Here is a 20,017-nt window from a genome sequence, read left to right on the forward strand (position 1 = left end):
GAGCCTTACCAGCTGTCTGCATGACCGCCGCTCACACCTTTGCCGCTTCCCGGACGCGGAACGCCCGATGTTGCGGCGCTGGTGGGCGATGTCAGAACTTCGGCCGGTCCTCGAGAACACTCGGCTCGTTGATCTTCCCGAAGGGGACGTGAACGCTAGGGGTGGTCCGCGACGTGCTGGCCAGATGGCTTTCCTGGTCGTCGAAGAATATGTGCGGCTTGAGGACCTTCATGATCTCGCCCTTGTCGATGCCTCCGAGGAAGAAGGCATCGTTGACTGTCACCCCCCATCGCTTCAGGCTCATCACTGCCCGCTCGTGCGCGGGGGCATTGCGTGCGGTGACGAGTGACACGTGGAGACGGATCCGATATTCGGCGGCCTTCTGCCGTTCCTCCTCCTCCCTTCGCTGGATGCGGTTGATGCTGGCAAGAAAGTCTTTCAGTGGTCCCGCATCGTGCGGAACCGCGGCGTTCAGCACCTCGTGGGCGCGGAACCCGTCGATGCCTCCCGTCTGGTACACCTGCTCCGACGCGTCGGTGGCAAGGACGCCGTCGAAGTCGAAGGAGATACGCAGGTCGTGATCGCTAGTGTCATCCTCGTACGGCTCACCCAGAACGTGTCCTGCTGGCAGTCCCTGTGAGACGGCCTCGCGTACGTCGCTGTCGTTCGCTGACAAGAACAGCGACATGTTGAGGGCTGGCATGAATTTGTAGGGCGAGCGGCCCTGCATGAAGATGGCCCGGCTTATCGGCAGCGCATGGGCCTCTATCGACCGCATGACGCGAAGCCCGGTATCGGGGTCGTTCCGAGACAGAACGATGACCTCGACCAAGGGGTCACTTTCCTCGCTCAGGTCGTTCAGTGACAGCAGTCGGCGGATGAACGGGAAGGCAACGCCGGGGCGGAGCGTGTCGGCGAGATGCTCTTCCTGGTAGGCGCGATAGCTCTCCTCGCCCTGTTCCCGGAAGACGGCGTCCGACTCTGCGAGGTCGAACAGCGCGCTGGAGGCGATACCGACGACAAGCCGGTCCGCCAGTTCGTAGGCGGCCACAGCAACCCCTTTGGTCAGCCCGTTCTTACGCTCTCAATCATCGCACCAGCCTCGTCGCCGGGCCCGTCACGCATGCCCCGAGCAGTCCGGAAGCGCTGTTGGCCGGGATCTACCGAAGACGCAGCCAAGAGCCCGGCCCCCGTCCACCCCAGTAGGTGAGCTCCACAGGAGGAATCTGCAGACGTGAGCCTGATGAGCATGCACCGCTCCGAGGGTAAGGAGTTCGACGGCGGCGTCATCGTCGAGGGCATCTACAGCTCGAAACTCCTCAACGCGCAATGGGACGCGAAACGCACGGATGAGGCACGACGGCTGCTCCGGGTCGCGATCACACGTGCCCGCCACACCGTCGTCTTCGTCCGCCCGTCCGACGCTCTTCCCCTCACCCCGCCGCTCCCGGCCACGGGCTGATCGGTCAAAGGGCCTCGCATCCAATGGTGCCGCTGGTCCGCAGGCCACAGCGGCTCGCATGTCTCAAGGGACGATACGTGCTCGGATACGGCCGCTCTGGTGACTGGTTGTGTGCGGATCGGCGTAATCAGAAACCAATTTTGATCATTTTCTGGGTTTGATCTGCATATCTGCTGTCATATGAGGACCATGAATCAGCTCCTGCGCGTGCGTACGGCATTTCCCTCTCAGCCCCCCGCAGCCCTCAGGGGTACCACCGCCGCGCGGGTCCGCATCCGGCCTCGCAGCGGCACTGGCACGAGGAGCGGCGGGCGATGGAATTGCGGACTGAGCAGGTGTGGGCGGCTCCCCAGCGCTGGGCGGGCAACACAGTCAGCCAGCTTCTCGTGCCGGCCGGGGCCCTGCAGGTCAGCGAGGACACCGACTGCCGGTTCGTGCACAACGTCTACGGGCGGTGGGACATCGTCGGCGATGAAGCGGCGGTACTGAACCCGCAGTTGCCCGACGACCCTGGCGAGACCGTGGAGTGGAAGGGGCCGAGACAGCTTTCTGCCCCGCAGACGGTGCTGGCGTCGTATGCGGACGCGATCGAACTACACGACGTGGTACGTGAGCACGGGTTGAGACCGCCGCAGGCCGGGGCCCTGCACTCGGTGATCGGGTACTGGTACTCGCAGTTGCCCGAACCGGGTCTCGTGGTCATGCCGACCGGCACGGGCAAGACGGAGACCATGCTGGCCCTGCTGGTGGCCTGCCGTCCCGAGCGGCTGCTCGTGCTGGTGCCCAGCATCGCGCTGCGCGAACAGATCGCGGCGAAGTTCGAGTCGCTGGGCATCCTGCAGCGGCAGGAGGTCGTCTCCCGTGATGCGCTGCGGCCGTGCGTGGGCCGGGTGACGCGCCGGTTCACCGACGTCGCCGAAGCGAAGGCGTTTGCCGCGGCCTGCAACGTCGTGGTGACCACGCCGCACGTCCTGCACCACTGTACGCAGGAGGCTCGGGACGCGCTGCTGTCCGAGTTCAGCCATCTGATCGTCGACGAGGCGCACCACGCGCCGGCCTCGACCTGGACGAGCGTGATCCGGCAGTTCGAGGACCGGAAGGTGCTGCTGTTCACCGCGACCCCGTTCAGGGAGGACGGCCAGAAGATTCCCGGACGGACCATTTTCCGCTACCCGCTGCGCCAGGCCCAGGCCCAGGAGTACTTCACCCGCATCGATTACCGGGCGGTGCTGAGCCTGGAGGACAACGACCGCAAGATCGCCGAACTGGCGGTGCAGCGGCTGCGCGACGACCTGGCGGCCGGGCTGGACCACCTGCTGATGGCCCGGGTCAACGCCGTCAGGCGGGCGCGGGAGATCTGCGAGCTGTACCAGGAACTGGCCCCCGACCTGGAGCCGGTGGCGCTGCACGACGGGCTGGCGGCGACCGCCCGCAAGAAGGCCCTGGCAGGTATGGACAGGCGCAGCTGCCGCATCGTGGTGTGCGTGAACATGCTCGGCGAGGGCTTCGACATGCCCCAGCTGAAGGTCGCGGCGGTGCACGACGTGCGCAAGAGCCTCAGCCCGATGATCCAGTTCATCGGCCGGTTCACCCGCAGCGCTTCGACCGCCTCCAGCCCGATCGGCACCGCATCGGTGTTCGTGGCCCGGGACCCCGCCGCCGCCCTGTCGCCCATGCGCGATCTACTGAAGGAGGACGCGGACTGGAACCTGCTCCTGCAGGACATCACCGAGCAGAGCACGGCCCGCGGCGAAGAACTCAGCGAGTTCGGCACCTCCTTCACCAACATCCCCGACGGCATGGCCGTCAGCGTCCTGGAACCGAAGATGAGCGCCGTGCTGCACCGCGCCCCGTCAGGCGAGTGGGACCCGCAGGCGGCCGTCGGCCGCTATGGCGAGGGCCGGGTGCTCGGGCAGGCCGTCGCCACCGGCGGCGACGGCCGCGTCGCCTGGTTCGTCGTGGAGCACCGCACCCTGGTCGACTGGGGTGCCCCGCAGTTTTTGGAGCAGGTGCTCTACGAGCTGGTCGTCATGTACTTCGACGACGAGCGGCGGTTGTTGTATGTCTACGGCTCCCACAAGAGGGGCGACTACGCGGAGTTGGCCAGGGCTGTGCTGGGCGAGGGCAGTCGGCCCGTCAAAGGGCTCGACACATTCCGGGTGTTCGCCGGTCTCGAGCGGGTGGTGGCCACCAACATCGGTCTGCTGGACTCCCGTGACCACTTCAACCGCTTCTCGCTGCTGGTGGGCAGCGACGTCTTCGAGGCGCTGGACGCGGCCGCCCGCAAGAACCGCAGCCAGACCCACATCATCGCCTCGGGCATCGACGACGGCACCAAGGTCAGCGTCTGCGCGGCCCTCTCGGGCCGCTTCTGGTCGCCGCGCACCGCCCCCAGTCTGCTGGCGTGGATGCGGTGGTGCGACGAGCAGGGCACCAAGATCCTCGACTCCCGTGTGGACCTCGAGAACGTGATGGCGGGCTTCATCATCCCCGTCGAGCAGACCACGCGTCCCCCATTCCCCCTGCTCGGCCTGGAATGGCCCTGGCAGTGGCGCGCCGGCCTGGGCGAGGGCCCGCCCTTCGCCTTCAACGGGCGTTCCCACACCGTCACCGACATCGGCTACCGCGTCGACGACTTCGCCCCCGAGGGGCCGGTCCGCTTCTCGTTCGTCTCCCCCTCCTGGGAGCTCCCCTACAGCGCCGAGTTCACCGACCAGGGCCTGGTCTACTCCCCCGTCGGCGACGACGCCCTGGTGACCGTCCAGCGCGCCGCGCTGCCCGCCGCCGACTGGATCAACCAGCACAAGCCGTACCTGTACTTCGCCGGCGACCGCATCCTGACCCCCGACGACCGCCTGCACGCGCCCCGTACCGACCTGCCGCCCTTCGACCTGTCCCTGCTGGCGCCACTGGAGTGGGACGGGGTGAACATCCAGGCCGAGTCCATGGACCCCGAGCGGCTACCGCACACCGTGCAGTACTACATGTACCGCTACCTGAGCGAGCAGCAGCACTTCGACATCCTGATCGACGACGACGGCTCGAACGAAGTGGCCGATCTCGTCGGCATCACCGCCGACGACAAGGACATCACCATCACCCTCGTGCACTGCAAGTACTCCCACGAACCGGCTCCCGGCCACCGCGTCATCGACCTGTACGAGGTGTGCGGCCAGGCCGCCCGCGGCGCCAAGTGGCGCGAGTACGGCATCGAAGCACTGCTGCGCACCCTGTACAATCGCGCCGCCAAATGGGCCGCCCGCCATCCCGGCAAGAGCCCCTACCTGCTCGGCAGCATCGACGAGCTGTACCGCATCCGCGAACGCGCACCCCAACTGCGGCCCCACATCAACACCGTCATCGCCCAGCCCGGGCTCTCGGCAGCCGGGTGCAGCAGCGAGCAGCAGCACCTCCTCGCCGGCGCCCATTCCTACGTCAAGGCGCTCACCAAGGGCACCTTCACCGTGTACTGCAGCCCGTAGCACGGACCCCGCCGGGTGCAGGCATCGGTCCGGTCACCGGTATTTCCTCCAGCCGGTGCCCGGCGCCGGCCAGCAGTCCGCATGACACGTTGTCACTATGCTGCTGTGCCAGGGACCGGCCCACAGGGGGGATGTCGGGGATGCAGGATCCGGGCCGTCTTCCGGCGCCCGACGACACGGGTTCGGCGACCGGGGAGCGCTTCGCCTATCAGGCGCAGGCCGCCCTCCGCGCGGTGGTGGAGATGCTGGCGGGTGGCGGAGTGCTCCATGTGACGTGTGAGCATTTCGAGGATGTCCTGGTCGCCCGGACCGACGGCACGGTGCGGGGCGGAGTGGCGCTGTGGGACTTCCAGCAGATCAAGTCCCGTGAGGGGCAGAAGAATTGGACCTTGTCCGGCGTGCTCAGGAGCAAGGCTCTGGCGAGCCTTCTGCGCACCCATCGGGTCTTGAGAGAGCACCAGGACCTCACGTACATTCTGACGGTCGGCGTGGAGGGTGTGCTGAGCTCCGACGCTGATGTGCGCGCCGTCGCGCAGGGGCGGGGAGGTGACAGCGCGGAGCGGCTGGACAGGATCGCCAGGTACCTCGGTGCGGACGCTGCCGAGACTGCGGGGTTCCTGCGGCTGGTTCGTATCGAGGAGTTGCCGGACCGGTACGAGCTGGAGCGCCGCAATCGCGATGCGCTCTTCGATCTGGCCCCGCATCTTCGGGTCGGGGAAGCCGAGGCTTTACACGCGGATCTCCTCAACCGGGTCAGGCTCGCGATGGACGGGCGCCTGGGGCCGCGTTGGCAGGCGCTGGTGACACGGCTCGATGTCCCGGAGAGGGTTCTGCGCAAGCGCCTGACGCCGCAGAAACTCCGCGACGTCGCGCTGCGTCTGGACCGCCCGGACCTGGCCGACTACGTGCGCGCGAGCCGGCGTGCAGCACAAATGCATCCCTACCCCGGGGCCGAGTCACTGTCCATGCCCTCGCTGAGTTCTGTCTACGTGCCGCAGCGCCTGCACCGGATCACACCTGAGAGCGGGCAGCCGAGCGGCCGTGCGGCGGACCGGTCTCCCGGCGATGTTGCAGACGCCGCAGCGCTCCCGGGTCGCGCACCCGTGTGTCTGGTACTTGCCGGCCCGGGCGGCGGGAAGTCCAGCCTCCTGCGCGCTGTGCAAGCCGGTACGGCCGAGCGCTGGCCGGCCCCCGGGGGCCGAGGGCTGCTGGGGGTGACGGTGCCGGCCACGGCGCTGCTCGGCTCTCCCCTGCCGAGCGCTCTGGCGGCAGCGGCAACCAGCCAGCTGGCCGCTTTCGCACTGCAGCGGACGCTGTCCGACGAGCTCTTTCTCAACAGGCCTGCCCCGGGGGCCTGCTGGATCGTGCTGGTCGACGGACTCGATGAGATCACCGACCGGGACGACAGGCAGAACCTCCTGCGCACCCTGACGAACTTCGCCGCCGAGCCCGACCCCCTGTACCGGTTCGTCGTGGCCAGCCGGCCGCTTCCCGAGAAGGAACTGCGCGTCCTGGGCCCTGGCGTGCCCCGCTACCAGGTGATGCCCTTCTCCCGCAGCGAACTATCCGAGGCGGCCCGGCGCATCCTGGACGGCTTGGGTGTCCCCGACTCCCGGAACGCGGCACGCCGGTTCGTCCGTGTGCTGGACGACGCCTACCTCACCGATTTCGCCCGCACTCCGCTCATGGCGACGATGTTGTGCCAGCTGTATGCCGCAGGTCCCGGGCAGTCGCTGCCGGACACCCGCGGGGCTCTGTACGCGAGGTTCACCGACCTGCTGCACCGCCGTATGAGCGGCAGGAACCAGTCGGGCGTCCGGAGCCAGGCCGAGGCTGCTCTTGCGCGTTTCGGCCCCACGGCCATGTCGCGGGCCCATGACCTGCTCGATCAGCTGCCGGAGACGATCGACAGCCTGGCGTTCGGCCGTCACAGTGACAGCGAAGCGTCCTGGGCCGACGCGCTGGCCGCCCTGGACGGCGCCCGGCGTCCCCGTGCCGTTCCGGAGGACGACTGGAACGGCTTCGTGTCCTCGGTCCTTGGGCGCAGCGGGCTACTCACCCGTACCGGGGACGGTTTCGCCTTCCTCCACCGGACCCTTCAGGAGTACTGCGCTGCACGCCACCTCGCCCGCGCCCCCTCTTCCCATGCCCGTGAGCTCGACCGGCTGCTCGGCCCCTGGAAGGAAGATGGAGGAACAAACCCGTGGGGTGCGCCGCTGGACACCGCCTCCTACATCGGGTTCCTCATCGACCCCGGAACCGCCTCGCCCGCCGATCCCGCCACTGCTCTGAAGGACCTGGCGGTGCCCGGCAATCTCCGCGGGTGCGTGCTGATCGCCACCCTGCTGTCGCTGGGCACCGTGCTCGCCGATCAGTGGAAACCACTGGTCCAGGCGGCCGCGCAGGCGATGGCAACAGCGTGCGCGGATCCCGTTGGCGAGGCCACCCCGCGTGTCTGGGCAGCGGCCGTGCTGGCGGAACTGGACCTGCAGCGGGGCACGACCGCGTTGGAGATGCTGGCGGACGATCAAGGTCTGGACGATGAGTTCAACGAGGACCCTCACAGCCCGGACTTCAGCGACCGTCTCCTCGCTGCCAGGCGGCTGCTGGAGCTGGACCGGCCGCGGGGGGAAGAGGCCTGCTACCGGCTCGTCCACGATCCCGACCTGTACGGCTCCGTCCGGGTACGGGCCGCTGAAGTACTCCTGTCTTCCGGCGACGAGCGCGCCTGCCGCGCCCTGGAGTACCTCGCCGAAGCGGCGGACCTCCATTTCGACGACCGCCTCGACGCGGCGAGGCGGCTCGCAACCCTGGACCCTGAAGCGGCCGTTCACTCGCTGCACACAGTGATCGAGGACTACCGGGGTGATCCGGACTGGCTCGACTGGTGCATTGCCGCCGCCCAGGCGCTGGACGATCTGGGAGACCCGCGCGGTCGGCAGATCACCGACGAGCTCTCAGTCGGCTACTGAGCGCGCAGCAGCTCCGCGGCCTCCGCGTCCTGGTCAAGATCACGATGGCCGATGGGCCAGAGACCAGAGCGTGCCCGGGAGGGGAGACGAGTGTGTTGACCAGCCGCTCGCATCTCGCAGGACTGGGGGCGCTGTCATCTGCCGTCTTGGGCAGGAGGGGACGGAGACGCGGAGGGCTGCACGGGCTCGGGCCGGATGGGAGCTTCGGTGGGAATGAATGCGCCATGCCTGGATGAGCTGACCGAGTCGGCGGGCTGGTGTCTCGCTGGGGGTGAACAGGACGACCGCGACCAGGACAAGAGCGCCTGCCGTGAGCGCTCCAGCCGTCCAGGCGGACAGGCCGCCACGGACCATGGCCATCGCGAAAGCGGCCGCCGCACCCAGCACGCCGCCGATCCGGGCCGCGGTGCTCACCATCGACGTTCCCGGAAGGCCGCGCGGCGCAGTGTCCAGGACAGCCTGGGTGTGCTGAGCAGGACTCGGAGCGTGAAGCGGGTGCGGGTGCGGCGGGTGGGCAGAGCGGCCAGTTCCGCGTGCCATTCCTCGCGCCACCGCGCGCGCTGCCGGGTGGGAAGCAGCAGGGTGAGCATGGCCAGCATGCGCGTGGTGACCGCGGATGGGGTCGATGCGGGCTGGAGGGCGGCCGAGGAGAGGTCGTGCAGTTCACGGCTCACGTCGGCCAGGCCCGCCGCACGCGCCAACGGCGCGATGACGTCGCGGGTTTCACGGGCGACGAGGTACCGCCTGGCCGGGGCGACGAACGCGATGGTGCGCATGTTGTGCAGCCGGTCGGCGAGGCGGATGGCCAGCACGGCCTCCTCACGCGTCGGCTGGAGCGTCGGCGGCCTTGCGGTGTGGAGGTGGAGAGCCGTGAGTGGGATCGCGCCGATCCTGGCGGCGCGGACGGCAGCGATCAGATCGGCGATCTCCTGCCCGAAGTGCTCGGTCACGCGGCCCGCCGGGCAGGGGGTGTCGTCGATGTCGTGCAGCACGGCGGCGCAGATCACAGGTGGCGGCATGCCGAGGTCGGCGACGATAGCGGCGACGGCGAGGCAGTGGGTGAGGAACGGGTCGCCGCTGCGGCGGGTTTGGCCCGCGTGCCAGACGGCGGCCTCATCGTGGGCGTGCTGGATGAGCGAGGTGTCGGCGTGCGGGTGGTGCATACGCACGACGGCCAGGAGGCCCTCCAGGGACGGGAGGGCGCAGCGGCGCTTGTTCGGTCGGGGTGCTAACCGGCGCCGGGCCCTCATGACACTCCCCCGCCGTTGATCGGACGGGCGGCCCACCCCGGTAGGGGCTGTTTGCGGCCGCGGTAGGCACGCGCGAGGGCGTCCCGCGCGTGCTCGGCACCGTCCTCGGCGATCCGGTAGAAGCGACGGCGCGGCCGGCCGGCTCCCTCGTGCAGGGCCGGGTCTTCCCAGGTGCTTTCCACCCATCCGACGTGTTCCAGGCGGGCGAGGATCGGATAGATCGTGCCCGACGGCAGTCCCGCCAGCTCGCACAGCTCCAGGCCGTAGCGCTCTTTGGCGGGGTCCTCCAGCAAAGCCCGCAGCACCAGTTGGGTCTGCAGGGTCATACGCAAACTACCCATACTCGTACTCTACATAGCCCATATATGGCTTGCCTAGAAGTAGTGACACCTGGCGAGCCCCTGTGTGTACGGGCTGTCCACCGGCTGCTGGACGAGGCGGAGCAGAACTGACACAGCACAGGCCGGCCGAGGGCGGCCCCGCCAAGCCGCGCCCACAGCCGTCCCAGGCCACGCACCTGGGACGCCGGAGGGCAGCAGCGCTCAGGGGCCGCCGCCGCGGGGAGCCGAGGCGCGCGTACACCCGCCGCCTCTCAGCGGGTCACCGGCATAATCGACACGGCCGCAGCAGCAGGACAGGAGCCCGGTTTGGTCAGCACGCCCGACGTCCCCGGCCCGTCCATGGATGCCGTCCCGACCCGCTACGGCGACACCACGTTCCGCTCCCGGCTCGAAGCTGACTGGGCCGCCACCCTCGACGGCAACGGCATCCGGTGGGAGTACGAACCCGAGACGCTCACCCTGGACTCTGGCACCCTCTACCTCCCCGACTTCTGGCTGCCCGAACTCGGCACCTGGATCGAGGTCAAAGGCCCCGGCATACCGCGGACCGAGAAGGCCGAAGAACTGGCCCGCACCCGCACCTGCCGGTGCGAAGGCTCCTGCACCTGCCGGTGGCCCGGAGGCGAGTTCGTCCTCCTCGGCAAGCCGTCCCTGGCCTCCGACTGGAACGAACCCGGCCACCGCCCCCGCAGCGGCTACGCGAACTGGGCAACCCCCTTCGGGCCGACCGCATACTTCGTCACCTGCCCGCGTGCACACGGGCGCAGTGGATCACCCTCCGGCGCCCCTGGCGCTGCTGGAGAGAGAACAGGCCCACCGGCCTGTCGACCGGTTCGTCCGCTTCGTCGAGACCGCCACCGGCACGGGCCTCTTCGCGATGCCCGACCTGGGCGAGCCCTTCACCGACGCGGAACTCGGCCTGACCGACGCCCCCTCGGAAGATGACGTGCTGTGATCAGCACTTCCCTTGGGGCTGGCCAGGGCGGCCCGGCCTGGCTGCCGAGCGCCGCAGGACTGCCGTCCGCGGCTGGCTCCGCGTCGAGCCGGCCCTTCTCGGCCCCGAAGCAGCGCACACGGTTCCTGGCCTACCTCTACCTCGGGGGTGAGCAGGTCAAGATGGGCTCGCATCCGTGACGAACACCGGAGCCTCGATGGTGCGGGGCCGGGCGGTGTGGCGCCCGTCATCAAGGTGGCCCCTGCGGCAGGCGGGGAGGCGGTCAGCGTCGTCGCCACTGCCACCAGCGCTGTTGTACACCGGTTGCGGTGCTGGCTGTTGCGCCGTGGTCGGCGTGGGCGAGCGGAGCGGTGAGCGTGACAGGCGAGTTGTCGCCGGTGATGATGCTGATGCTCTGAACGGCCCTGTGGACCTGCTCCGGGGTGGGCGTGCCGGATCCGGCCGGCATCGTGGAACGCAGTTCGGCGACGAACTGCGTGAGGCGGGTACGGACTTGGTCGAGGATGTCGTGCAGAACGGAGGGAGAGACCGCCCAGTACAGGTCGTCGATGACGACGGCTCGGCTGCGGTAGCGGTCCATCACGCTCATCAGCGTGCGCAGTTCGGCCGCGCCAGGAAGGCTGAGGTGGACTGCCTGGCCGGGAGGGGTCCGGTCGATCAGGTTCTGCAGCTGACCGATGCCGAACGTGATGGTCACTTCTTCGTTGATCTTGCCCCGTGTGATCTCGGGGAGGTTCAGGGCGCTGATGGTTTCACCATGGCGTTGCCAGGTCAGCGAGTGCGAGTCGGCCTGGATGGGCGCGCGCGGGCGCCGGTAGTCCGGAACACCGGAGGCGGGTTTGCCTCCGTAGCCCTTGAGTTCGTTGAGAGCCCATTGCTTCAGAGGCTGGGAGGCGGCGTGGCCGCCGATGACGAGCGCGAGGCGCAGCAGTCCGGCAAGCGGGGCGGTGTCGTCGAGGACGCCTTGCTCCAACTGTTCCACGGGCTGCGGCCTCTGGCGGGTGGGTTCGGTCATCTACCCAGCGCAAGATAGGCGACGACGGCACCGGCTACCGTTCCCAGAGCGCTGACGGCACCCCAGAAGATGGCGCTGCGGTACCACGGCGCTTGTGGGGCCGTGGCGGGGTCTGCCGGTGCTGGCTGGCCGGCACTCGCGTGGGCGCCGTGGGAAGCGTGCGCATGAGGGGCGTTCACCGTGACGGGTGAGTTGTCGCCGGCGGTGACCTGGACCGAAGGGCCTGGCTGGGGTTGTTGCGGTGCGGGATGGTGGCCTCTTCGGCTCATGGTGTTCATCAGCTCCTTGTAGCGGTCAAGTACGGTATCGCGGGCCTGGGAGAGATCGCGCAGGGTCTGGGCGTAGCGTTCGGGGGCGGTGCGCCGCCACTCCGGGGGGATTTCGGTGTATGCGGCGTCATGGTCGGGGGTGAACGTCCCGCCAATCTCGTCGAGGAACCGGGCGAGGGCGTCCGTGAAATGCTGGTGCGCCGTTTCGAGTTCCGGGTCGACGAAGTCGATGACGTCGCGCTGCAAGGCCTCCAGGGCCGAGTCGACGCCCTCGGTGACGAAGTCGGGGATGCGCCGCATCGGCATGCGCCGGGAGAGATGGACCAGCCAGGCAGCGTCCGCCGGGGCCGCTTCTGCTACCCGCGCGGACTTGGCCCGGTCGGAAACCGTGGCCGTCACCGATGCTCCCTCCCGGTAGGCCGCCGCGACGAAGCCTTCCAGCGCCTGCCTGACGGCTTCGGTGTGACGGGTGAAGGCTGCATCGTCGAGAGCGCACAGGCGCTGCGCGCTGCCGTAATTGTGTATGTGCAGGTCGAATTGGGTGTCGGCGGCAGCCCGGGCTGCCGTGTAGAGGTCCTCGGCCGCCGCCGTGACATGCGGGGCAGCCGCCAGTTTCACCTCGTGCAGCCTGTTCTCCAGGTTCATGACCGCCACATCCACCTGGGCGACCGGCTCCGGTACGGGCGCGTCTGCCGACGGGGCGGGAGAGGCCAGCCAGCTGCGGATGAGAGCTCCTTGGCCTGCCTGAGCCGCCTGCAGGAATGTCGCGTGGTAGCTCATGGGCGGCCTTCCTCGTCACACTGTGATCGGTTGATTCTGCTGCACAGCACTGCGTTGTCACAGCGGTGATCTGTTCCCTGCCGTGTCCCCGTACGGAGTGCCGGCAAGCCGCTGTTCGCCCGCCGTAGGACAGTTCGCCGATCTGGCGCGGTCGGCTGGAGCAAGGCCCGGCCGGCTGCAGTTCGTGACGTGCCGGGCCGGAGCGTCTGGCACAGGACACCGGGGATACCGTGCACCAGGCCCGGCGGAGTCCCCAGGCATCGGCATCAAGGCGTCGCCGCTGTGTTCCGGGCACTCGCTGGCGGCTTCGGCGGTATCGCCGTCGGGGCGAGGGAAAGCGGTCATGTTCCGAGCGAGTCAGGCCATGGGCCCGCCCGCGGGGATTGCTCTGCCTCTGCCGGGGGCAGCTGTGGTGTTTTGACCTGTGGTGGGGGCGGCGAATGGCGCGTAGGAAGTCCTTGGCGGCGCAGTTGCTGCAGGCGTACCGGGACAGTCAGAAGGCGAAGGCCGCAGCCGCGAGGCGGGCTGAGGCGGAGCTGGCGCGTCAGGCGCGGGCCGCGGAGCGTGAGGCTGCCGAGCGGGCCAAGCAGGAAGCGCGGCGGGAACGCGAGCAGGCGCAGACGTGGATGCGGGCGCGGAAGGAGAAGCAGGCGCAGCACAGTGCCGAGTCGCGCAGGGCCGAGCAGATCGTGCGGGATCTTGAGAAACGTCAGGCGGCGCGGGCGAGGGAGCTCGAGCAGAAACGTCGTGCTGAGGTCCGCGAGAAGGCTGCGGCGGAACGGCGTGCGAAGCAGGAGAGCGCTGAGAGTTTGCGCCGGGAGTCTGCCGGCCGGACGGCCGAGGGCGAAGAGCGGCTTGAGGTGCTGACTGCGGTTCTGCGTGCCCGCCCCGGTGGGCTGCACGGGCTGCGGCTGCAGGTGGAGCAGGCGCTCGGTGAAGGAGATCTGGAAGGGCTCGCGGTCGGCGTGGAGAAGGCGCTGGGCTCCATCGGCTATCCGGAAGGACTCGGCGGTGCCCGGCGGGCGGCGTTCGCTCCGGAGTCCCGCGAGTTGGTTGTGGAGATCGAGTTGCCGGTCCAGGCGGTGGTTCCTCCGGTCACGCAGTACCGGTTCAAGGCCTCCGCTCTCCCGGCCGTGGTCCCGCAGCCGCGGAAGGAGAACGAGTGCAAGGCGTTGTACAGGGATCTGGTGGCCAGACTCGCGCTGCGGGCGATCGACGAGGCCTTCGCCGTGACACCGCCGTCGCTCGTAGACGGAGTTGCCTTTAACGGGAAAGTCCGCGCCAAAGACCGTGCCACCGGCAGGGCGATCGAGCCGTGTCTGATCAGTGTGCGGGTCAGCCGGGAGGCTTTCACTGAACTCGTGCTGGACGAGCCCGAACTCGACCCGGTGGCAAGCCTGCACCATCTGAACGCGATCGTCTCCCAGCACCCCACCCCTATGACCTCGAGCCGGTTCCTCCTGTCGTCACGTTCGACCTGACCCGGTACAAGATCGCCCCGGAGCGGGATGTCATCGCCGGCCTCGACAGCCGGCCCGACCTCGTCGCGATGGACCTGATCGACTTCGAGCACCTCATCCGGCGACTGTTCGAGAAGATCGGGCTCAAGTCGTGGGTCACCCAAGCATCCCGGGATGACGGCATCGACGCTGTCGCGGTCAACGAGGAACCCCTCATCGGCGGACTGTGCATCATCCAGGCCAAGCGCACGAAGAACGTGGTCTCCGCCGAGACGGTGCGGTCGGTCGGTCGGTCGCGGGAATCGTGAACGACAAGAGCGCTTCGAAGGGCATCGTGGTCACCACCGCGTGGTTCGGCAAGGCGAGCTGGGACTTCGCGCCCCGCAACCGTGTCGAGCTCATCGACAGCCGACATCTCAAAGCACTGCTGCTGGAACATCTCGGCATCGACGCTCTGATCGGCCTGCCCAAACCCCCGCCCGGCTGGCAGACACGCGATCTGAGCTAAAGCGCCGTCGTGTCCTTTCGGGCCGGTGTGCTGTTGGAGACAACAATCCGACACGAGAGGAACGAGCATGTCGTACGGGTACGGCGGCGGGCCCGACTGGCCGATGATCCAGGCCCGGCGGCGAGCCGAGGAAACAGCGAGATCGGCCGCTGGCGAGGCCGCGACCCACAGGGCGGCGGCCGACCGGTGGACAGCACGTCGGGTGCGACGGCGATGAAGTTACGGCGGACCAGGTCCCGGGCCGCCGGCCGCTTCCCGGGCCGGGTCAGGCTCCGTCACCGTTTCGGTCGCCGCCCGCACAGCCCCAGCTCGGCCCTCCGCGCCGCCACCGTGTTCTTGGAAACGCTCCAGCCGGCCTCGCACTGGTCGCGGGTGATCCCCGGCGAGCCGTAGGTGCTGCCCGAGGCGGCGAACAGCCGCTTGATCTCCTCATCCAGCCGCTCCTGGCGCTGCTCGCGGGCGGTGGGAGCACGGTTGATCCACTTGTAGAACCAGGACTGCGAGACCTCCAGGGCCCGGCAGGCGAGGCACCGACAGGGCCCCATTCGAAGCACGTCACCATCACAGACTCACCGACAGCCCGCGCCTTGAAGGTGGCGGATGCGTCGTTGCCACCGCTGATGCCGCCTGGGTAGGCTGCCGACAGCCATGCGGATCCCGGGCTGAAGCGCCGGGTCTGACAGCAACTCACCTCCGACCCATGCGGACGAGCCGGTAGCTCGTGCGACACGTCGGTTGGCAGGGTTCCCTCGTTCTTCTGCGGCTCAGGCGCGTGTTCGTGCCGGGGACCGCTCCTGAGATGTGATGTGAGACAGAAAATGATTCATTCGTTCATCGCGCACACGAGCCCTGGACGAAGCAGGGTGTTCGCCCTTGTGAGGAGGCCTGGGGACGAGCTGGAGGCGGTGACCACACTGGGAGCCGGCGATCTCCACCTGACCAAGGAACTGGTCAGTGCACTCAACTCCTTCCTGTACGACCGCGACGACAGCGCCCTTGAAAAGGTGCTGGACCGGGCCCCCAAACCGGTGCGCATGGCCGCGCAGCAGTACCTCAAGGACAAGTGCGAACCGGTGATGGGGGCCTTCACCGAGTGCGGGCCGGTCGAGGTCGTTCGCGAGGCTGTTTTCTTCGGGCGGATCGACGAGGAACTCGAGGAGTACCTCGAGTGTGCCTACACAATCGGGCTCGGCATCCGCATGTCGAACGAGCGTCAGCACGATGGCGGCGTCGGGTGGGTCATCCGGCTGCTCAACGACGAGGTTTCCGTGCCGGCCAGCGCCGAGCCGCGCACCTGGGCTGTCCCCACAGGGGTGAAGCTCGCGCGGACCTGGACGAGTAAGCAGCAGGCCGGCGATGCCGGTCCTGTTCGCGGCGCGCTCCAGGTGGCCGCGGATGCAACGGCCACGGGCCGGTGGGTGAGGATCCACACGCTGCTGCACAGCCGCTACGACATCGACTTCGAGGGCAGCGGAACCTCGGAATTCGCCGTCGACGTCTTCGACGCCCCCATCCCGCTGAACCAGCGGGGCGAGTAGGCCGGGGGCTGTCGCCCGGCCTACTCGCCGGATCACCCAAACCGGCGCCAGAGGGACTGCGTACAGCCGTTGCCGCCACGGACGTGGACGAGGCGGCAACGGCCGGCCGGTACGGCGAACACCAGAAGGCCGGTACGGGAGTCTTCATGATGAAATGACACGTGGTGCGTACAGGAACGTGGCTGTGTCGCGTCACAGAGTAGAGAATGGGGTTCCCGGGTGAATGACGGTGCGACACGTGAGGATTCGTCGGCGCCAACCTCGCGTTGGTTCATCTCCGCGCCGGCTGCCACAGATCTGCGCACGTTGCTGAGGGAGCTCAAGCGACGCGGTGTGGACCCTTATGTTCTTTCCGACGTGGCGCCTCTGGGAGCAAGCATCGCCCAGAGTCTGCGGCAGGCCATCGCGCAGGCGGAGACGGTGCTGGTGGTTCTGGGTAACCCTGATCAGTCTCAGAGCACCTTGTTCGAGGCCGGAGTCGCAGTAGGGATGGGCAAGCGGGTCATCGTCATTGCCGATCCCGATCAGGACACTTCTCCCGACCTCGATGGTTTGCTCACCATTCGTGCTCGACCGGACGACGTCGAGGCAGTCGCCTACGCCCTTGCCCAGGCTGAGGGGCGTCTTGTCAGGGTGACGCCTGCGACGTCCGCAGTAGAGCATGCGCTGGGCAGCACGCAGGTGAATGAGCTTCTGGAGCTGCTGCGTGAGCAGCCCATGCGTCTCGAGCGAACGGCCGTGGATGTTCTGAAGGCCGCTCTGGAGGGCAGTGGAGCGGTGGCGGTGGAAAATCCAGACCCGAAGGTCGGAGATCGTCTCGATCTCGGGGTGTGGTCGGACGACTTGGGTGCCATCGCCCTCAACCCTTTGCTCATCGAGCTGAAGCGCACGCTGTCACGCTCCGCGGTCGAGCAGACTCTCCATCTGCTGCAGCGCAGCCGCATGAACGCAGCCCTGTTGGTCTACCTCGATCCGCCAACGAACGCCGAGTTCCGTGAGGCCCTGAGGGTACCTTCCTTTCCCGTTCTGACGATCTCGCTTGAGACGCTGCTGGAACGCATGCGGGCGTCGAGTTTCGCTGAGGTCGTGCGCGATCTGAGGAACCGTGCTGTCCATGGCAGGGCGTACTCATGACGTCCATTGACCGGGGCCGTGTCGCCGCGTTCCTGACCGCCGGCGACACGGCTGCCAGCAACGCTGCACGGGGCAAGGCCTTTGAGGATCTCCTCACGTATCTCTTCGAGCTCGTCCCCGGAATCAGTGTGACCGTTCGCAACCAGCTGGATTACTTCTCATCTGAGGAGATCGACATCGCCTTCTGGAACGAGGGTGATCCCAAGGGGCTGCGCCAGTTCGACAAGATCATTCTTGTGGAGTGCAAGAACTGGTCGAAGCCTGTGGGGGCGGCGGAGGTGACACTCTTCAGCTCGAAGCTGGAGGGACGGGGCCGGCCCTTGGGAATCCTGGTCGCCGCGGCCGGCATTACTGGGGAGGCGGTTGATCGCAGTGCCGCGCACCAGATCCTCGCTCGCGCCCTGGGGCAGAAGCGGGAGATTCTGGTGGTGACCCGCAGCGAGATCGAACAGCTCTCAGACACCGACGATCTGGTGCGGCTGTTGAAACAGAAGCGGCTGCAACTGGCTGTGTCAGGCACCATCTACGGGGTGTCGTGAAGACCCGGCTGCAACCGCGACGGCGGAAGTATGGCGCGGATGGCTTCAGTGCGGGTTTCTCCACCTGGTACTCGTGAAGCCTCTGGTTTCAGACTGCGCTAAAGGCCCCCGTCGCTCCGGCCAATCAATTGAGGTGGCGGGCTTCTCGTCATTGCCCTCGTCCGAGCAGCCCCCTGGGTGGACGCCGCCGATCCGGCCCGGGACGGGTGTCACGCACTCACAGGTCTGGGGCGCTTCCACAGCGTTCTGCTCGGGGCCAGCCGGGTCAGGGGGTCAGGGCCGCGTCCTTCGGGACTGTTCTGGTCGCCCGGCGAGAGCAAGGTTGTGCACGTGGCGGCGACGGCCCGGACTGCGGGAGGGGGAACCATCGCCGCGCTGCCGAGGTCATGGACTCACCGGCGGCAGCGAAGCGACCTCGATAAGCACGCTGGCCGCCCTGGACAGCGCCCGGCACCCCCGCGCCGTCCCGGAAGACGACTGAAACGGTTTCCTGGCCTCGCCCCTCGGGCGCAGCGGGGACCCGGTCGAGGTCTGCCTGGGCCTGCGCCCGGTGGCCGAGCGCCTCGTTCGCCATTGCCCGTCTGCCGAGCACCCAGGCGTACCCAGCCGGATCAGCGCCTCGGCCTCAGAGGCGTCACCGGTCTCGACTTCCAGGGTGCAGTCGGCCCGGGTAATGGAGATGCGGATCTTGGTCGGGTACGGCTGTTCTGCAACCAAGTGGCGAGGGAACCGGCCAAGACGGTGGCGATACCGTCGGCGAGGGACACCGTGAGCAGTTCGAGACCGGCACCAAGCTCGTTCTCCGCGGGTGTGACGGGCACGACGTGCACGCGCCCCTGGGGGGCGCGTTCACCGCGGACCCCCGATCAGCGCCAGGTGATCGTCGAGTTCAGTAGCCGAGTCGAACCTGATCTGAGCATCCGTCGCCCCGGTGTCCTGGGTGCCGTGCAGCGCGTACTCCCCCTGTTGCGCGCATCTAATGCCCAGGACTACCCCCGGCTGGTACGAGGAGTCACCCTACGGGGCGGGCCCGCCTGGTTCGGCGCAGGCCCGACGAAGAGAAATCACGCCACGGCCCTGGGCCGACTCCGCGCCTTCATACCAGCGCCCCTCGACCGCCACTACCGGCGGCCCGTTACCCCTGAGCAACCAACGCTCCTGCTGAGCAGACCCCCGGAACCATCGTACAAACCGCAGGTCAAACCAACCTACAGAGGCCCACCCTCAACCCTACCTAACGGTAACTTCTACCGAACTCCGCTCTCCAAGACTGAGCAACTCTCTGGTCAGCACGTAAGGACTGCTCACCTCCAAGAGAGCCGCGACACCAGTTCTTCCACAGTGAGGCGGAGATAGCGGGCGGCCTCGACGACATGATGGAGGTGGTCGAGGCCTATCTGCGGCACCTGGCCGGAGCCCTGCTCACCCACGGCCGCGAGGCTGTGACCGGGATGGCCGGGACGGTGCGGCACCTGGAGGGGCTGGCCGGCAGCGGCCCGCTGCCCCGGATCGCCTTCGAGGAGGCCTACGGGATCCTGAAGGACCTGCCCGGAGCCGTCAAGGAGCTGGAGCCCGGCTGCCGGAGCCTCACCCGCGAGGGCGAGCGTGTCCTGATGGACAAGTTCGGCGGGTACGTCTGGCTGACCCACCCCGACCACCTGAGCGTGCCCTTCTACCAGGCCTTCGACCCGCAGGACCCGACCAAGGCGCTGAGCGCCGACCTGCTGTTCGGCGTCGGCGAGACGGTCGGCGCGGGCGAGCGCCACACCGACGTCGCCGACCTGCGCCGCGCCCTCGACCTGCACGAGGTTCCCGAGGACGCCTACGAGTGGTACGTCACCATGAACGAGCGCCACCCGATGCGAACCTCCGGCTTCGGGCTCGGCGTCGAGCGGTTCCTGCTCTGGGCGACCCAGCACGACGACATCCGTGACCTCGCCCTGCTGCTGCGCTTCAACGGCGCAAACATCCTGCCCTGACCGGCCGGAGGCCGTGGCCCCGCGCACACCTGGTGCGCAGGGCCACGGCCCGTGCCGGCGGGCGGGTGCCACCGCTCGGCAATTCTCAGATTGACTGAGTAGCTGTTGTCGTTCCGATCTTGAGGGCTGCATGTCGAACGGGGTGCTCGATCGGGTGGTTGCCGCCGGCTGCGGGCATGAAGGCAGGGCCTCTTGGTAGCTCGGGGTTGCGAAGCCAACCGAGATCCAGGAGACCCTGTTGCCGCAGTTGTACGTGCTCGCGCCGGTGGAGTTCAACTCGGCTGCACCGACGTGTGATTGTGTCGCTCGCCGGTTCGGAAACGCAGCCGATCA

General features: G+C 68.1%; 17 protein-coding genes and 2 pseudogenes. 12 read left to right on the top strand and 7 right to left on the bottom strand.

Annotation, left to right across the window (positions count from 1 at the left end; genetic code table 11):
* Nucleotides 1-91: 91 nt before the first annotated feature.
* Nucleotides 92-1,051 carry a 5'-nucleotidase gene (locus GCN81_RS13160; RefSeq protein ID WP_156724759.1) on the bottom strand — a complete coding sequence of 320 codons (960 nt, stop codon included), beginning with the start codon at nt 1,049-1,051 and terminating at the stop codon, nt 92-94.
* 183 nt (nt 1,052-1,234) lie between these two features.
* Between GCN81_RS13160 and GCN81_RS13165 the strand changes: the two genes are divergently transcribed.
* From GCN81_RS13165 to GCN81_RS13175, 3 genes are all read left to right on the top strand, one after another.
* A complete protein-coding gene (locus GCN81_RS13165; protein WP_267904582.1) occupies nt 1,235-1,462 on the top strand; it encodes a 3'-5' exonuclease in 228 nt (75 codons plus the stop codon).
* Between the two features lie 314 nt (nt 1,463-1,776).
* Entirely contained in the window at nt 1,777-4,944 is a 3,168-nt protein-coding gene (locus tag GCN81_RS13170) for a DEAD/DEAH box helicase (RefSeq protein ID WP_156724760.1), read from the top strand.
* Between the two features lie 140 nt (nt 4,945-5,084).
* Complete coding sequence (locus GCN81_RS13175; RefSeq protein ID WP_197287615.1) at nt 5,085-7,916, top strand: dsDNA nuclease domain-containing protein; 2,832 nt, start codon at nt 5,085-5,087, stop codon at nt 7,914-7,916.
* A gap of 410 nt (nt 7,917-8,326) precedes the next feature.
* Here GCN81_RS13175 and GCN81_RS13180 read toward each other — a convergent pair whose 3' ends face one another.
* Together GCN81_RS13180 and GCN81_RS13185 are read right to left on the bottom strand one after the other, a co-directional pair.
* Nucleotides 8,327-9,079, bottom strand: coding sequence for an HD domain-containing protein (locus GCN81_RS13180; RefSeq protein ID WP_231626708.1), 753 nt, complete (start codon nt 9,077-9,079; stop codon nt 8,327-8,329).
* Between the two features lie 83 nt (nt 9,080-9,162).
* On the bottom strand, nt 9,163-9,507 hold the full coding sequence (locus GCN81_RS13185) for a PadR family transcriptional regulator (RefSeq protein WP_231626691.1): 345 nt from the start codon (nt 9,505-9,507) through the stop codon (nt 9,163-9,165).
* 766 nt (nt 9,508-10,273) lie between these two features.
* On the opposite strand from GCN81_RS13185, the gene GCN81_RS13190 reads away from it, so the two are divergent.
* Together GCN81_RS13190 and GCN81_RS13195 are read left to right on the top strand one after the other, a co-directional pair.
* Nucleotides 10,274-10,462: a hypothetical protein gene (locus GCN81_RS13190; RefSeq protein ID WP_156724763.1), complete on the top strand. Its 189-nt coding sequence runs from the start codon at nt 10,274-10,276 to the stop codon at nt 10,460-10,462.
* Nucleotides 10,459-10,641, top strand: coding sequence for a hypothetical protein (locus tag GCN81_RS13195; protein ID WP_156724764.1), 183 nt, complete (start codon nt 10,459-10,461; stop codon nt 10,639-10,641). Before GCN81_RS13190 ends, GCN81_RS13195 begins: the two co-directional genes overlap by 4 nt.
* Before the next feature lie 83 nt (nt 10,642-10,724).
* Here GCN81_RS13195 and GCN81_RS13200 read toward each other — a convergent pair whose 3' ends face one another.
* Together GCN81_RS13200 and GCN81_RS13205 are read right to left on the bottom strand one after the other, a co-directional pair.
* Nucleotides 10,725-11,477, bottom strand: a complete 753-nt coding sequence (locus tag GCN81_RS13200) for an AbiTii domain-containing protein (protein WP_156724765.1) — start codon at nt 11,475-11,477, stop codon at nt 10,725-10,727.
* Entirely contained in the window at nt 11,474-12,391 is a 918-nt protein-coding gene (locus GCN81_RS13205) for a hypothetical protein (protein ID WP_156724766.1), read from the bottom strand. The genes GCN81_RS13200 and GCN81_RS13205 overlap by 4 nt, the downstream gene beginning before the upstream one ends.
* A gap of 575 nt (nt 12,392-12,966) precedes the next feature.
* Between GCN81_RS13205 and GCN81_RS13210 the strand changes: the two genes are divergently transcribed.
* The 3 genes from GCN81_RS13210 (at nt 12,967) to GCN81_RS32730 (ending at nt 14,494) form a co-directional block, all read left to right on the top strand.
* Nucleotides 12,967-14,007 carry a coiled-coil domain-containing protein gene (locus GCN81_RS13210; protein ID WP_197287617.1) on the top strand — a complete coding sequence of 347 codons (1,041 nt, stop codon included), beginning with the start codon at nt 12,967-12,969 and terminating at the stop codon, nt 14,005-14,007.
* A gap of 68 nt (nt 14,008-14,075) precedes the next feature.
* Nucleotides 14,076-14,294, top strand: coding sequence for a restriction endonuclease (locus GCN81_RS32725; protein WP_231626832.1), 219 nt, complete (start codon nt 14,076-14,078; stop codon nt 14,292-14,294).
* Nucleotides 14,291-14,494: a restriction endonuclease gene (locus GCN81_RS32730; RefSeq protein WP_231626831.1), complete on the top strand. Its 204-nt coding sequence runs from the start codon at nt 14,291-14,293 to the stop codon at nt 14,492-14,494. The genes GCN81_RS32725 and GCN81_RS32730 overlap by 4 nt, the downstream gene beginning before the upstream one ends.
* A gap of 275 nt (nt 14,495-14,769) precedes the next feature.
* Here GCN81_RS32730 and GCN81_RS13215 read toward each other — a convergent pair whose 3' ends face one another.
* Nucleotides 14,770-15,039 (bottom strand): IS3 family transposase, encoded by a 270-nt coding sequence (locus tag GCN81_RS13215; RefSeq protein WP_156724767.1) that lies wholly within the window; start codon nt 15,037-15,039, stop codon nt 14,770-14,772.
* A gap of 360 nt (nt 15,040-15,399) precedes the next feature.
* Between GCN81_RS13215 and GCN81_RS13220 the strand changes: the two genes are divergently transcribed.
* From GCN81_RS13220 to GCN81_RS13230, 3 genes are all read left to right on the top strand, one after another.
* Nucleotides 15,400-16,032, top strand: a complete 633-nt coding sequence (locus GCN81_RS13220; RefSeq protein ID WP_156724768.1) for a hypothetical protein — start codon at nt 15,400-15,402, stop codon at nt 16,030-16,032.
* A 219-nt stretch (nt 16,033-16,251) separates the two neighbouring features.
* Entirely contained in the window at nt 16,252-17,166 is a 915-nt protein-coding gene (locus GCN81_RS13225; protein WP_156724769.1) for a hypothetical protein, read from the top strand.
* Nucleotides 17,163-17,705: a restriction endonuclease gene (locus GCN81_RS13230; protein WP_156724770.1), complete on the top strand. Its 543-nt coding sequence runs from the start codon at nt 17,163-17,165 to the stop codon at nt 17,703-17,705. Before GCN81_RS13225 ends, GCN81_RS13230 begins: the two co-directional genes overlap by 4 nt.
* Before the next feature lie 611 nt (nt 17,706-18,316).
* Here the strand turns inward: GCN81_RS13230 and GCN81_RS32970 are convergent.
* Nucleotides 18,317-18,550 (bottom strand): annotated as a pseudogene (locus GCN81_RS32970) (effector-associated constant component EACC1); the annotation flags it as partial.
* 480 nt (nt 18,551-19,030) lie between these two features.
* On the opposite strand from GCN81_RS32970, the pseudogene GCN81_RS13235 reads away from it, so the two are divergent.
* A pseudogene (locus GCN81_RS13235) lies at nt 19,031-19,684 on the top strand (amino acid--tRNA ligase-related protein); the annotation flags it as partial.
* Nucleotides 19,685-20,017 lie beyond the last annotated feature (333 nt).

The organism is Streptomyces apocyni (assembly GCF_009739465.1).
In the GTDB taxonomy this organism is placed as follows: Bacteria; Actinomycetota; Actinomycetes; order Streptomycetales; family Streptomycetaceae; genus Streptomyces; species Streptomyces apocyni.